General features: G+C 41.6%; 11 protein-coding genes. 9 read left to right on the plus strand and 2 right to left on the minus strand.

Annotated features, from left to right (window positions below):
- The first annotated feature begins 649 nt into the window (after positions 1–649).
- The 3 genes from ACN222_RS01470 (at position 650) to cobT (ending at position 3,357) form a co-directional block, all read left to right on the plus strand.
- Positions 650–1,348, plus strand: a complete 699-nt coding sequence (locus ACN222_RS01470; RefSeq protein WP_010994472.1) for a Crp/Fnr family transcriptional regulator — start codon at positions 650–652, stop codon at positions 1,346–1,348.
- Between the two features lie 12 nt (positions 1,349–1,360).
- A complete protein-coding gene (locus ACN222_RS01475) occupies positions 1,361–2,134 on the plus strand; it encodes a DUF2232 domain-containing protein (RefSeq protein WP_010994473.1) in 774 nt (257 codons plus the stop codon).
- 68 nt (positions 2,135–2,202) lie between these two features.
- The gene (gene cobT / locus ACN222_RS01480) at positions 2,203–3,357 is read left to right on the plus strand and encodes a nicotinate mononucleotide-dependent phosphoribosyltransferase CobT (protein ID WP_010994474.1); all 1,155 of its coding nucleotides are present in this window, start codon (positions 2,203–2,205) and stop codon (positions 3,355–3,357) included.
- A gap of 110 nt (positions 3,358–3,467) precedes the next feature.
- Here the strand turns inward: cobT and ACN222_RS01485 are convergent, their stop codons facing one another.
- On the minus strand, positions 3,468–3,842 hold the full coding sequence (locus tag ACN222_RS01485; RefSeq protein ID WP_010994475.1) for a hypothetical protein: 375 nt from the start codon (positions 3,840–3,842) through the stop codon (positions 3,468–3,470).
- 545 nt (positions 3,843–4,387) lie between these two features.
- On the opposite strand from ACN222_RS01485, the gene ACN222_RS01490 reads away from it, so the two are divergent.
- The 6 genes from ACN222_RS01490 to ACN222_RS01515 all read left to right on the plus strand — a co-directional run bounded on the left by ACN222_RS01490 (position 4,388) and on the right by ACN222_RS01515 (position 12,694).
- Entirely contained in the window at positions 4,388–5,536 is a 1,149-nt protein-coding gene (locus ACN222_RS01490; RefSeq protein ID WP_231865504.1) for an extracellular solute-binding protein, read from the plus strand.
- Positions 5,537–5,651: 115 nt separating this feature from the next.
- Positions 5,652–6,632 (plus strand): aldo/keto reductase, encoded by a 981-nt coding sequence (locus ACN222_RS01495; RefSeq protein ID WP_044520562.1) that lies wholly within the window; start codon positions 5,652–5,654, stop codon positions 6,630–6,632.
- A gap of 163 nt (positions 6,633–6,795) precedes the next feature.
- Positions 6,796–8,043 carry a DUF4336 domain-containing protein gene (locus ACN222_RS01500; protein ID WP_010994478.1) on the plus strand — a complete coding sequence of 416 codons (1,248 nt, stop codon included), beginning with the start codon at positions 6,796–6,798 and terminating at the stop codon, positions 8,041–8,043.
- A gap of 493 nt (positions 8,044–8,536) precedes the next feature.
- Positions 8,537–9,265 (plus strand): AIM24 family protein, encoded by a 729-nt coding sequence (locus ACN222_RS01505; RefSeq protein ID WP_010994479.1) that lies wholly within the window; start codon positions 8,537–8,539, stop codon positions 9,263–9,265.
- A 134-nt stretch (positions 9,266–9,399) separates the two neighbouring features.
- Entirely contained in the window at positions 9,400–9,744 is a 345-nt protein-coding gene (locus ACN222_RS01510) for a CU044_2847 family protein (protein ID WP_010994480.1), read from the plus strand.
- Complete coding sequence (locus ACN222_RS01515) at positions 9,719–12,694, plus strand: trypsin-like peptidase domain-containing protein (protein ID WP_126987755.1); 2,976 nt, start codon at positions 9,719–9,721, stop codon at positions 12,692–12,694. The genes ACN222_RS01510 and ACN222_RS01515 overlap by 26 nt, the downstream gene beginning before the upstream one ends.
- 684 nt (positions 12,695–13,378) lie before the next feature.
- Here ACN222_RS01515 and ACN222_RS01520 read toward each other — a convergent pair.
- Complete coding sequence (locus tag ACN222_RS01520) at positions 13,379–14,341, minus strand: IS110 family transposase (RefSeq protein ID WP_010994426.1); 963 nt, start codon at positions 14,339–14,341, stop codon at positions 13,379–13,381.
- Positions 14,342–14,507: the final 166 nt, after the last annotated feature.

Raw genomic sequence — 14,507 nt, forward strand, 5'->3', positions numbered from 1 at the left:
TTATTTATGACCGATATTTGTGGCATTCCCTGGGGTTGCCGCCGATACCGTCAATTGGTAACTATCAAAAGTGAAAAAGGGGCGCTTAGATCGGGTTTTAGGATTGTGATTCAAGACGCTGCTTAATGCCGTGCTACCGCTAACAGCACTCAACACTTTTTCCAGTCAGTTTCTCAGACGATGTTACAGTCTCTTGGACTTCATAGTATGAAAACATAAAAAAAACCAAACCGCCAAGCAAATTGCCTATTATATAGCGGTACTTTGCTGCTAAAACGAGGCAGATACACTTAAAATCCTCGCCAATGAAGAGTTGTGCTGTCACAAATCTTAAAATCACGCCCTGATGAGATGCTTCTTGCTCCGCTCTTTGGTGACAACAGTAATTATTTTCTGACGCAAAAGTTCCTGAATGGCAACCCCTGGTATAGATTTATTAGCAAAAATTAACTACTTTGAGTATCATTAAGGTTGTTCGACAATTTTTGGTCAATTAGGTAGGTACTAGAAAATTAACTGGGAAATGAGCATGAGGGTGCAGGATAGATTTTAAATAAGACCTTTGTGTAATAACTATTACTCAATAGATTAGGCTAAATATAGCGTTTTAATTTTTTACATATAGCCGCTTAATTATCATAATGTCGTAATGGAAGACCGATATAGCTTGCAGTCGCCCGCTCATCCTTGGATGATCTCGGCTCCCTTTTTTCAAGGACTACCAGAAACTGCTGTAGAATTAGCCCTCAATCACCTTGTCACCCGTACACACCCAGCTAATCAGGTCATACTACTAGAAAACGACTGGGGCGGCTCTGTATATTTTATAGTCGAAGGCTGGGTAAAAATCCGTACTTATAATCTCGAAGGGAAAGAGGTGACCCTGAATATTCTGGGTACGGGAGAATTGTTTGGTGAAATGGCAGCACTAGATGAAGTACCTCGGTCTACAGATGTAATTACTTTGACTACCACAATGATTGGTAGTATGCCTTCTCAAGATTTTGTCAAGTTACTAAATACAGAACCTTTGGCAGGAGTTCGTTTATCTCAGTTAATGGCTCGGCGCTTGCGACAAGTAAATCGGCGCTTGCGGCTACGGGAATCTGATAGTCAGTCGCGGGTAGCAGATACTCTGCTGTTTTTAGCGGAAGGTCAAGGAAAACGGGGCCAGACAGGAACGGAACTTCCTAATTTACCTCATCGAGAGCTAAGTAGTTTGAGTGGTTTGGCACGAGAAACTGTTACCAGGGTATTGACAAGGTTAGAAAAAAAAGGCTTGATTAAGCGAGATCAAGACACTATTTGTATTCCAGATTTGTCAGCCTTAGAAAAAATGTTAATTTAACTAATTTTCCAGATGAGTATTTTAGATTCTCTGCCAGATGAGCCAGAGGAAGAGACATCCCCTGAATCTCCAAATCCCCAAAATCCACAATCAGATCAGCAAGAACCTGAGAAACACAATGCTCAGACCAACGGCGGAGGACAACACGCTTTACTATCTCCCCAGTTGAAAGTTGATGCGCCCTTAAGAATGGTAGAGACAGCTTTTTTAGCAAGCACCGCTAGCCTGATTTGGTTCATCAATTTTTACTTTCCCCTTGGCCCGGTGTTGCGGATATTTTTTCCTGTACCCATCGCCTTAGTTTATCTGCGTTGGGGTAAACGAGCAGCATGGATGGCGGCTGTTACCTCTGGTTTATTATTGTCTGTACTGATGGGGCCAGTCCGTAGTCTGTTGTTCGTTATGCCTTTTGCGTTTATGGGTGTGGTGCTAGGCGCAACATGGTACCGCCGCGCTCCCTGGATTGTTTCGATTACGCTGGGTACGCTGCTGGGTACTTTAGGGGTCTTTTTTCGGTTGTGGTTGTTGTCTGTGTTGTCGGGGGAAGACCTGTGGATTTATTTAATTACCCAAGTAACAGAACTCATAGAGTGGATATTCTTGAAGCTGGGATTATTAAATAGTCCTAGTGTATTTTTGATTCAGCTTGGGGCGGTAGCATTGATTATCATTAATAACTTTATTTATCTGTTTGTTGTACACTTGGCAGCATGGCTACTCTTAGATCGCTTAGGAAATCCCATTCCCCGTCCCCCTCGTTGGGTACAAGTCCTGATGGATTATTAGAAATTAGTCAGTAGTCGGTGGTCAGTGGCAAAAAATAATTAACAACCGACAACTGACAGCTAACAATTATGATTCGCATTTATACTCAACTTGAACAGGGTGAGGCTTGGTTGCGACGATATAGCGATCGCCTACCCTTGTTTACTTGTATTCTTGGTTTTACGGAAACTGGACTAATTCCGGGCATTTCGGCGGCTGGTCGTACTCCAGAGGATCGGAAGTACACTGCCTGTGCTGATGCTGAGTTTTTATACTACGGTGCCGAACATCAGCCCCAATATCCTCTACCACCACTAACAGCCGGTGCATCCCCTGTCCTCATATCCCGCGCTGTGGTAGAAGCATTCAATATGCCAGTTTATTTATTTAACGCGGGTTTACCTCAGTCCCCTGCCATACCAGCAATTGATTTAGGTGGTTGTCCTGCTAAATGTTTGAGTACAGGCGCGGCGATGGAATTAACCACCGTAGAACATCTATTTAAGCAAGGTTTACTTTGGGGGGAACGCCTAGCGGCTGAAGTTCCAGAAGGATATGTAATTCTCAGCGAATGTGTTGTTGGTGGTACTACCACTGCGCTGGCAATGTTAACTGGTCTGGGCATAAATGCAGCAGGCAAAGTTAACAGCAGTCACCCAGTTTGTAACCATGAGCAGAAATGGCAATTGGTACAGCAAGGCTTGGAGGCGGGGAAAGAAGCAGGGGGGCAGGGGGTGGGGTGCAGGGGGGACAAATCCCCAATCGATCCCCTCAAACTAGTCGCCGCAGTTGGTGATCCCATGCAGGTTGTAGTGGCGGGAATGGCGATCGCTGCTAGTCGCGGTTGTGGTGTAATGTTAGCTGGTGGTACGCAAATGTTAGCGGTTTATGCTCTGGCGAGTGCGATCGCCGAGACTTACAATTTATCTTGGCAACCTACAGCCGTGGTAGTAGCTACAACCCGTTGGGTAGCAGAAGACTCAACAGGTGGTACGGTGGAATTAGCCCTAAACATAGGTAAAAATAGTCAATATCCTCAGATAATGACTCCGCCACTTTTAGCTACTAAACTGAGTTTTGCTAACTCTCAATACCCGCAACTCCAAGCCTATGAGCAAGGATTCGTCAAGGAAGGCGTAGGTGCTGGCGCTGCCTGCATAGCTGCCAATCTCTACAAGAATTGGCAGCAACATCAACTTTTACAAGCAATCGAAAACCAGATCCAGCGTCTTCTTGATAGATAGATAGGGAGTAGGGAAAAAGGAATTACCAATCACCAATTACCAAAAACAAAAATACCGGACTCAATAAAGTTACCGGTAAAGCCTGATAGATTGACTTTTGATTAATTAGTTTAGTGTATTCTTTCTCTAAGTAGTTGTTCTTCTAAAGCTGCAATCCGATTGTAAGCTGCGGTTAATTGTGCTGTCAGTCGTTGTATTTGAATTTCTGGTGATATGATTTTTTCCCCACTTTGACGGCTCATGTCTAGATAAACGCCGTCTATCAATACGTCCTTATGTTCTAGCTCCTGATTAAAACCAATCTGTCCTTTGAACTGGTAGTTACCAGCCTCATTATTCTCCAGATAATTATCTTTTGCTTCGGTTCTTGCTAAAGAACATTCCGAAAAAGCTTGAGCGACTTTCACATCAAGCTGCTCAATAACCTGGTAGAGGGCATCCAGCTTATGACTCATAGCCAGGATTTGTTGTTGTAATGACTCCATTTAATACCCTCGTCCGCACATTTTCTCTATGTTATTCAATTTACTGACAATGTTAAATATACTTATGAATTATTTAATGTTTCAAATTTTCCTTTGAAGAAAGAAACATATTTATTCATTTATCAAAAAAAATAAATATTCTATAAATATTATGCTCATTTTTTGATTAAGAAAAATTAAGTAATAGGATGCTGAGAGATGTAAAACGTTACTGGATAAAGATTTAGGGCTTGATAAACTAACAATCATAAGATGCCAGAATGTAATATATCATCTGACTTTATGCCCTTTTATAGAAGTTTTTGAGCGAAATTGTATTAATAAATACTTTATGCTATAAGCATTAGAGTTGAGCTATGAGGAAACTATGACAATTCTCCATCTGCTAGCTATTAAATTTGTAGAAAAAATCTCCAGTATGAGAAATAGTTGAGTAAATTAATAATTCGCTTGCATTTTCTCTAATTATTCAAAATACTAGCTGCTTCAAACCTTCAATCTTTGTTATCTCTGTTTAATTTATATATATGTATATTCCTAAATCTATGGATAGAAGGACTTTTTTAGTGAGCCTGGGTGGGCTGACTTTATCACAACTACTCGTAGGCTGTACGGGGAATAACCAGACACAACTAAACGTTCAGTTATTAAAAGGTTCTATCCCTGGTCAAGTAGTTAATAAATTTCGCCAAAGTCTAAAGCAACAGGCGCAGTTAAAGTTTGCACCAGTTGAACAACTAGAAGAGTTATATAAACGATTGGTAAACTGGCAGCATAACCCAAAAGCTCATGATGAGCAAGAATGGACGCGCTTCATCCCATTTAGGCAATCTCAAACTTTTCCCGTGGCTGATTTGGTGACATTAGGAGATTATTGGTTAACCACAGCAATTGAGAGAAAACTGATTCAAGCCATAGAAACAGAGCAATTAAAGCAATGGTCTGGCTTAGATTCAAGATGGCGAGAATTGGTAACGCGTAATGAGCAAGGTGTTCCAGACCCACAAGGAAAAGTTTGGGCTGCGCCTTATCGCTGGGGTAGTACGGTAATTGTTTATGATCGTGAGAAGTTTAAAAAATTGGGATGGATACCCCAAGATTGGAGTGATTTGTGGCGTAGTGAATTGCGATCGCGTATTTCTGTACTAGATCAACCAAGAGAAATTATAGGTTTAGTCTTAAAGAAACTAGGAAAATCATACAACACAGAAAACCTAGCAACAGTTCCAGATTTAGAAAAAGAACTGCAAACCTTCAACCAGCAGGTAAAAATCTACAGTTCCAATACCTATTTAGAACCTCTGATTCTTGGAGATACTTGGCTAGCAGTTGGTTGGTCAAGTGATTTAATCCCAGTTTTGGCACGTTATCCCCAACTTAGCGTTGTGATTCCCCGTTCCGGAACCTCTATCTGGGCAGACTTATGGGTAAGCCCTAAAGAAACCGCTAAGGATGGTCTATCATCCCAATGGATTGATTTTTGTTTACAACCCAATATTGCTAGGCAAATTGCTTTACTCACTAAAACTAATTCCCCAGTTGCCACTAATATTGGTACTGCTGATATTCAGGAATCATTAGGTGGTTTATTCCTAAATAGTCAAGAAGTATTTGCTAAAGGTGAATTTTTGCTTCCCCTATCGCCAGAAGCGACAAAACAATATGAAGCTTTGTTTGCCAAAATCAAAGGTTAATTTGTCATTGGTCATTGGTCATCAGTAAACTTCCCCCACCCTATATTCCCCGCTAAACCACAATTATCTGATAATGAACTGAAGAGTGCATACAAGAGATCGACAGAGGTTAACAATGCAAATTCACCAAGAACTATCCCTTCCTGGCATGGGTTGTGGAACTTGGGCGTGGGGAAACCAATTGCTTTGGGGATATAACGAAAGCATGGACGCGCAATTACAAGCTGTCTTTAACCTCTGTGTAAGTAATGGTGTTACCTTGTTTGATACGGGAGATTCTTACGGCACGGGAAGATTAAATGGGCGTAGTGAGTTGCTGCTGGGGAAATTTTCTCAAGAATATCAAGGTGTCAATCAAGAAAATATTTGTATTGCTACTAAATTGGCGGCTTACCCCTGGCGATGGACACGCCAATCAATGATAAATGCTTGCAAGTCTTCTGCTCAACGCTTGGGTAGAAATGTTGACTTAGTACAGATGCACTGGTCAACTGCCAATTATGCGCCTTGGCAAGAAGTAGGGCTATTAGATGGTTTAGCGGATTTGTATGAGCAGGGTTTAGTGAAGGGTGTGGGACTATCTAATTACGGAACAAAAAGACTGCAACGTGTACATCAGAAGTTTGCAGAGCGAGGAGTACCAATTAAGACACTGCAAGTCCAATATTCCTTATTGTCTACCTATCCTGTGACTGAGTTGGGGTTAAAAGACGTTTGTGATGAACTGGGGATTAAGCTGATTGCATACAGCCCTTTAGCTTTGGGAATATTAACAGGGAAATATTCAGAAAAAGGCCCGTTTCCAAGAGGTGTCCGGGGTTTACTGTTGAGACAGTTGTTGCCAGGAGTGCGATCGCTTCTCCAATGTTTACAAGATGTGGCACAATCCAGAAATAAAACCATGTCTCAAGTAGCGCTTAACTGGTGTATTGCTAAAGGAACCATGCCCATCCCTGGTGCAAGGTCTGTCAAACAAGCCCAGGAGAATATCGGTGCGTTAGGTTGGCAATTAAACTCTGGCGAAATAGCCGAGTTAGATAAAGCGGCTGCTAGTTCTGATAAAAAAATGGTGCAAAATATTTTTCAGACTAAATAAAATTCATCATGATGAACTAAATAAAATTGAATAATATTTAGTACAAAATTACTACAAAAAAGGCGATCGCCTTCCTCCAGATATTCCCCGCAAATTCCTAGTTTGTTGCTGCCACAATTTGCTAAACTCCAATTCTTGGGGTTCAAATCAAAATAGTTTGAACATGGCGAAGTTAGGGGGTTGCGGAGTGGTGCATGATGAAAATGTAGAACAAATTAATCCCAGAGATTGGTCATGGTCTTACTGGTTCACGTTGCCACTGTATCCATACGGTAAGCGGCGGACGCTCCGGCATGAGGTTATTAAAGATACTATCTGGACTTTTGACCAGATGCAGGGTATCTTTTACGTCGTTGTCCCCATTCGGATGACTGTAGTCAAACTGGATGAGGGAGGGTTACTAGTATATGCACCTGTCGCGCCTACCCCTGAATGTATCAGATTAGTCAATGAATTGGTAGCCGAATATGGGGATGTGAAGTATATCATCCTGCCAACTATTTCGGGACTAGAACATAAGGTATTTGTCGGCCCCTTCGCCAGATATTTTCCCCAAGCACAGGTATTTGTCGCGCCGAATCAGTGGAGTTTCCCCCTTAATCTTCCCCTCAGTTGGTTGGGTTTACCAAATAAACGCACTCATGTACTCCCAGAAGATAGTAGCCAAACTCCCTTTGCTAACGAGTTTGACTATGCAATCTTAGATACAATTGACCTTGGCCCTGGGAAGTTTGCAGAGGTGGTATTTTTGCACAAGCGATCGCATACTTTACTTGTAACAGATTCAGTTGTTTCTGTACCAGCAGATCCGCCGGCGATCGTCCAATTAGACCCCTATCCCTTACTATTCCACGCCAAAGATAAAGCCTCGGATATCGTTGTAGACAATCAAGCCAATCGCCGTAAAGGATGGGAACGCATCAGCTTATTTGCTTTGTATTTCCGTCCCAGTGCGGTAGATGTTCCCAAATGGTCTGAGGTATGGATTGAAGCACTAAAAGCGCCAGAACGCTCATATAGAGCTTATTTTGGCTTGTTTCCTTTCAAATGGCAAGATGATTGGAGGCGATCGTTTGAGGCTTTACGAGGGGATAGGCGTTTATTTGTCGCGCCAGTTCTACAGAAGTTGATTCTTAATCGCGCACCAAAAGAAACTATTAACTGGGCAAATAAAGTAGCAAGTTGGGATTTTCAGTGGATTATTCCGTGTCATTTTGATGCACCAATTAAAGCAGAACCCCATCAATTTCGCCAAGCTTTCTCCTTTTTAGAAAAACAGCCTGCTGTCAGTGCAGGTTTATTTACTAGCAACAGCTATCCTTTACCAGAAAAAGATTTCCAAGTTTTGCAACAAATTGATAATGGTTTATCTCAAAGTGGAATTGTCCCGCCACCCAAAGAGCAGGTGTAATACCAATTCAAAATTCAAAATTCAAAATAGCCTACGGCAAGGCTACGCCAACAAAATTAAGAATCAAGACAGGACAAGCTTTTGGGGCTGTATATCTGTCGCATTCTTTTTTTAAATTGGTGTAACTCATACATCAACTACAATATTTGACTTAGGGAACGCCAAAAAGTAAATTATCCGAAATTGATGCTTTAGTAGGGTGCGTCAGTATGAATAATTTCTGAGTATAGTTAGGTTCTATCGCACTGACGCATTCTACATTGTGGACATTTTTTTATTTGGAAGTCTCTAATTCATAGCGAATTAACTAGACTAACACCCTGCGTTCCTCCGCGTTTACTTAGTCTTCCTCTGCGTTTAAAAAATTTACACATTGACATAAAGCAAATCTAAAAGCAATAAATATTAATTATTTAAGTCAATGACTACTGAATAGTCTTATTTTATACTTTATAAAGTATAGTTAAATATCCGACTCCATAAGAATAAATTTATGCAATACGAAGTCAAAATTATAGAACCGACAGATTTGTGGTACTTACAAAATAACATTAATAAAGACACAAACAAATATTATCACCCTACTAAAAATATCCCTTTTGTTCAGCAAGTTGAAATAAAAATCGAAAACTCTGGGGTTGTCATTCAAAAAGGTGCTTTGCATAGATGTTTAGGTAAATTAACTCATGGTGTTTATAAAACCGATAATCGATTAAAAGATGTTTGGGTAGCTTTAATGACGGAGATAGATTACAACGCCCCTGTTTATAAAGGTAGTGGTAACGTCTATCTTGAACCTAGAGGCAAAGGTCAATTTTTACATTACACAGATATTGAAATATCAGAGCAAGAACAATGGGAATTTGATGATGGGATCTTCCAATTTTGTTCTGATAATGTAATTTTAGGCACTAAAAAACTGAAATTTCGCCAGATGTCTGGTTCCAGTGATGGTAGATGGAGAATTGCCATTAAAGCCTTAGCCGGGCAAACAGCTAAAGTTGTCACAGGTACAAATACGCCTGCTAGGATTATTGAAATTCATAGAGGTGAAACCGTCATTGCTGACTATGATTTGGTGAAAGGATTTACTAATGGAATTCAAGAAGATTACAGAAAATTAGGACACTTTGGTAAAGGTGGCGGAGAAGGTTTTGTTTGGATGTATGAAGGTCAAGGTAAGTTATTAATATCGGAAACCGACGGTATGGGATTAGGTTAAATGATTTGATTATTTGATAGTCTCTTAGTTCTAATTGCTTTTTTTACTATTTATTGAAATCTCTTCACGCCAGTATTGAAAATACTGGTATCGTCTGCTATGATTTCCAAAAATATAGTAAAAAATATTACACAATGGATAATCAAGATTCCCTCATCGATGAGCCAGTGATCATTGTAGAATTTGCTCCTAGTGCTGGGATGAGGTCAGTTAGCTTGACTCCAGCAGATATCGCCAAAGAATCGGCGAAAGCATTGGATAAAGCCATGCTGACTATCCGGCAAATGGCACAAAAGACAATGGCAACAATCGATACATTATCTAACAAGCCCTCAGAAGTGGAATTAGAATTTGGCATCAAATTAAATACTGAAGCAGGTGCAATTATTGCCAAAACTTCGGGAGAAGCCAGCCTCAAGGTAAAGTTACTCTGGGAGCGCAAAGATTCCAATAATGAGCCAGATTCAAAATCTGCGTAACTTTACCGTGCAGATTCGTGATGTCAACAATGTGATTGTTGGCACCGGTTTTGTAGTTTCCCCTACAGGAAAAATCGTCACCTGTTGTCATGTGGTGCGGGATGCAGGGGGACAAGTTGCTGAGGGAGTAGAAATTAATGTCTACTTCCCGAAAGCGATAAAGCCAGAACAGAAAGCACATACAGCTAAAGTTACAGCTTGTTTTTTAGACCATGATGATGATGTGGTTGTGTTGCAACTGGACACGACTACACTCCCAGATGGGATAGAACCTGCAATTATGGGGATGGCTGAAGGTTCAGCAGGTCACAAATTTCGGAGTTTTGGCTACCGCCGACTACAAAATTACCAAGGACTACCAGCTCATGGTGAAATAGTAGACTTTGCCGAATCACCAGAGACGCTGATTTTGCATAGCGACCCTGTAATGTTGAATAGCCAGCATATCGACAGTGGTATGAGTGGTTCCGCCGTTCTGGATATCGAACGCAACTTAGTAGTGGGTGTAATTGCGGAAACTTGGGACTCTGGGGAAAGTGAAAAAGACCGGGACACAAGTTTTGCAGTTGATTGTCGAGTCCTCACTTTTGACCCCATGTGTTTACCATTAGCAGATGCACCACCTACACCCCAGCCTACAATTAACTCAAACCCTACAGGAGAGCAACCAGTGTCTCAACCAGGGATAATCTCGAACCTGAATAATGCACCAGCACCTTTAGAAGAATGGGTGGGTAGAGTAGATTTTCTCAAAACACTAAATCAGGATTGGGTTGACTCTAATTGCTCAATTGTGGGACTTATTGGTTTTGGAGGGGAAGGTAAAAGTTCCCTCACTCGTCGCTGGCTGGAAGATTTGCTACACGACTCATCTTTACCTCAACCTACTGGCGTGTTTTGGTGGGGTTTTTATGAAAAAGCTAGTGCAGATGAATTTTTTGAGGCGGCGCTAAGGTTTCTTAATAACAAAATTGACCCCCGTATATTGACCTCAACTACTATTAAAGTCCAAGTGATATTGGCAATGCTCAACAGTGGTCGCTATCTCTTTATCTTGGATGGATTGGAAGTGCTGCAACAGCAAGAAGGAGATAATTACGGCGAGTTAACTAGCGTAGACTTGCGGGAGTTTTTACGAGAGTTTGCGGCTGGGAGACATGAATCATTTTGTTTAATTAACAGCCGTGCGCCACTGGTAGACTTAATTGATTTCACCACCTACACCCATCGAGATGTAGACCGGCTAACAGTCTATGAGGGAAGAGAATTACTAAAAAAATTTGGAGTCAAAGGTACACATGATCAGTTAAACCGAGTGGTGCAGCAGTGGGATGGTTATGCCTTGGTTTTGAGTCTGTTAGGGTCTTATCTAGTAGATAATTATGGAGGCAAAATTGAACATATCGTCGGAATTCCAGCACCAACGGCTGATGAACCTCGATATGAGCGAGTGCGGCGAGTGTTGCGACGCTATGACGAAAATCTAACACTAGCAGAAAAGGAATTAATGAAGTGGTTTAGTGCCTTTCGTCTACCAGTACCAGAATCAGCATTACAGCAGATATTTCCACAATTTGGCGCTAGTTTGTCAACTTTCACCCCATCAGAACATATATCGTCATTAAATAGCGACTCCTTGCTGACAATGGTGCAGCGATTGGTAAACTATCGGATTTTGCGACACAATCAGCAAGAATATTACTACACTATTCATCCCCTCATCCGCGCTCACTATTTGGCAATACTGCACAATGATCGTGAGGAAGCAGTGGTAGTTCATCAACAAATTGCAGATTACTATCTTGAAACGGCTGGGGAAACACCAGAAAACCCAACCTTGGATGATTTAGCACCACTGATTGAAGCTGTGCATCACCTCTGCCAAGGACAAAATTATGATGAAGCGATTAGCTTATTTTGGAAGCGCATTTACCAAGATGATCACTCTATAATTACCCACAAACTTGGAGCATACGAAACTAACTTAACCTTAATACAAGAGTTTTTTCCCAAAGGCGATACATCCCAAGAACCACAGGTGAGTAACTATAACCATAAACGTTTCATCCTCAACGCAGTTGGTTTATCTTTGATGTATGTGGGACGTATCGAGAAAGCTCCAACTTTTTATGAGCGTGCTAATGCGATTGCTCTTAACAGACAAGACTGGGAAAACGCCAGTGCTGGCTATCAAAATCTAGCAGAGCAACACATATATCTCGGCAACCTTTCAGCTAGTACTGATGCTGCCAAAGAAGCATTAAATCTTGCTCATCGCTCTCCAAATAAGAGACATGAGTGTAATTCATTGGCTCTTAAAGGGTGGGCTGTAAACTTGCAGGGTGATAATAAGACAGCAGATAAAGCCTTTCTACAAGCAGAGGCATTGGAACAAAAAATTGACTCAAGTGAGCTTTATCTATACGGCTTAAGGGGTATCTGGCACGCTGATTACCTACTGCGAGTAGGAAGTAGAAACGATGCACGACAGATGACAGAGGCAAACCTAGAGAGTTGTCAACGCAATAACTGGGTTAATAGTATCAGCAGATGTCACCGTGTGTTGGGCGACCTAGATGCAGATGCTGGACAAAACGAAAATGCCCGCGAACACTATAACGAAGCCCTCAAGATTGCTCGTAGCATTTCTCATCGACCCGTCCTGATTGAAGCGCTACTAGCGCGGGGACGCTGGGCAGCGCGACGGGGTGAAGTTGCGGCGGCGCGTGGTGATTTAGAAGAAGCGCTGAATTATGCCTGTACTGGTGGTTATCGCATTTATGAAGCAGATATCCGGGTTGCTTTGGGGTGGATGCACCTGGCAAACCACAATTACTCAGCAGCGACGGCGGAGGCAAAAAAGGCGCGTTTAATGAGTGATGAGATGGGCTATTATTGGGGTCGCGTTGATGCTGATGAAGTTTTGCAAGCTTTAAAACAGAATTTCTAAATTTTGTTCTGACTTATTTACGAGCAATAGGGTTCGGTTGGTGTGAGTTTGATAGATTTGGAAGAACCCCTCTCCAAACCTCTCCCCGACGCGGGGATAGGCTTAAAACCTTAACGAGTATAAAAGACTCATCCGTGAGTATTTATGACTTGCTCATGAGTATCAAAGACTTGTCCGCGAGTATTTATGACTCGCTCATGAGTATCAAAGACTCGTCCGGGAGTATTTATGACTTGTTCATGAGTATCAAAGACTTGTCTGGGAGTATTTATGACTTGTTCATGAGTATCAAAGACTTGTCTGGGAGTATTTATGACTTGTTCATGAGTATCAAAGACTCGTTTGCGAATATTTAGGGAACACCAAAAAATAAATTATTCCAAATTGACGGTTAGTAGCGACTGTCTTGAAAGTCAAGCGATCGTTAACAAAAACCGGGACTCTGAACATTGACGCAACTGGGGAACGCTGCGCTAGATTCTGCGGTGGCTGGTACGGGCAAAAAGACTTGTGGCTCTTGGCTAAGATGGTAGCAGCCCGCACCAGCCACTCCGCTTCGCCGCAGAATCTTCCCCAGTTGCTGGATTTCCCGTGAAGATAAAAAAGAGCATCAAAAATTGACCCAAATGCGGCAATAGGATCATCAGGGAGAGTATTTCCAAGTATAAAAACGGTCAATTGTGATTAAGCGTTGGGAATGGGTTGTAAGTTGTCAGTAACACGCCAAGGTAAATTATCCCGAACCATTGCATTTAAAATGACTAACATTTTATGAACGCAAGCAGTGAGAGCTAATTTTTTCGATTTACCACGTTCGACAAGACGCTCATAAAAGGCCTTGATAACCGGATTATGACGCATAGCAACAACAGCACCCATATAAAGAGTGGCACGAACATGAGCGCGACCGCCATTAATCATGCGCTTACCTTTGTGTTGACCACTATCATGATTGATAGGTGCAACACCAACTAAGCGAGAAATTTGTTTGGCAGTGAGTTGACCGAGTTCTGGCAAATCAGAAACCAGAGTTGTCGAAATAACTTGGCCAATACCAGGAGTAGTTTTGAGTAAATTAACTTTTTCAATCCATTGTTGATTGTTTTGAGTTAATTGCTCAATTTCTTGATTGAGTTGTTTGAGACGTTCGTCAAGATATTCAATGTGTGCTTCAATATCTGCCAATGCTTTACCACGGGCGCGTGAGCGTCGATTTTTTTCAGCAGTTTGCATCTCAACTAATTGTCTTCGACGACTAATTAATTCTCCTAATTGACGAGATGCTTGTGACTCAATGTTTAACACTTGAGGTTTCATTGCTTCCCCAAAGTGTGCCAATATTTGTGCATCGATAGCATCTGTTTTGGCGAGTTTACCAGTGGCTTTGGCAAAATTTCGTCCTTGACGTGGATTGATTAATGCTACTGGTAGCATTGCTGCCTGTAGTTGAATGACCAGTTCTGTTTCTAATCCTCCGGTTGCTTCTAGTACGATGAGGTTCAAATCATAAAATTTTAATTGTTCAACTAAATTAAATATTTCTAGTTCTGTATTAGCAAACTTCAATGCTTTACCGATGGGACGGATATAAACATCGAGGGTCGCTTTGCTCACGTCAATGCCTACCCACACAGAGATGTTTTCCATTTTTGAATCTCAACTATTTTGTCAAGAAGTTTTTAATTCATCCCCTTGATTTCACTCATCCTTGCCCGATGCGGACTGTATACTTTAAATGTCAGTAGTTTAAAGCTTTGACCCCGGCGACTGTTCGAGTTCTGTCAAAGAGATTGTTGTGGTGACCCATGCTACA

The sequence above is a fragment of the Anabaena sp. FACHB-595 genome, from assembly GCF_048568275.1.
In the GTDB taxonomy this organism is placed as follows: Bacteria; Cyanobacteriota; Cyanobacteriia; order Cyanobacteriales; family Nostocaceae; genus Trichormus.

Bases quoted from the DNA above. Each gene is read 5' to 3' on its own strand.
- ACN222_RS01475 (WP_010994473.1), top strand. From the start codon at position 1,361: ATGAGTATTTTAGATTCTCTGCCAGATGAGCCAGAGGAAGAGACATCC.
- ACN222_RS01490 (WP_231865504.1), top strand. From the start codon at position 4,388: ATGGATAGAAGGACTTTTTTAGTGAGCCTGGGTGGGCTGACTTTATCA.
- ACN222_RS01520 (WP_010994426.1), bottom strand. From the start codon at position 14,341: ATGGAAAACATCTCTGTGTGGGTAGGCATTGACGTGAGCAAAGCGACC.
- ACN222_RS01515 (WP_126987755.1), top strand. From the start codon at position 9,719: ATGAGCCAGATTCAAAATCTGCGTAACTTTACCGTGCAGATTCGTGAT.
- ACN222_RS01470 (WP_010994472.1), top strand. From the start codon at position 650: ATGGAAGACCGATATAGCTTGCAGTCGCCCGCTCATCCTTGGATGATC.
- ACN222_RS01485 (WP_010994475.1), bottom strand. From the start codon at position 3,842: ATGGAGTCATTACAACAACAAATCCTGGCTATGAGTCATAAGCTGGAT.
- ACN222_RS01505 (WP_010994479.1), top strand. From the start codon at position 8,537: ATGCAATACGAAGTCAAAATTATAGAACCGACAGATTTGTGGTACTTA.
- ACN222_RS01510 (WP_010994480.1), top strand. From the start codon at position 9,400: ATGGATAATCAAGATTCCCTCATCGATGAGCCAGTGATCATTGTAGAA.
- ACN222_RS01495 (WP_044520562.1), top strand. From the start codon at position 5,652: ATGCAAATTCACCAAGAACTATCCCTTCCTGGCATGGGTTGTGGAACT.
- cobT (WP_010994474.1), top strand. From the start codon at position 2,203: ATGATTCGCATTTATACTCAACTTGAACAGGGTGAGGCTTGGTTGCGA.
- ACN222_RS01500 (WP_010994478.1), top strand. From the start codon at position 6,796: ATGGCGAAGTTAGGGGGTTGCGGAGTGGTGCATGATGAAAATGTAGAA.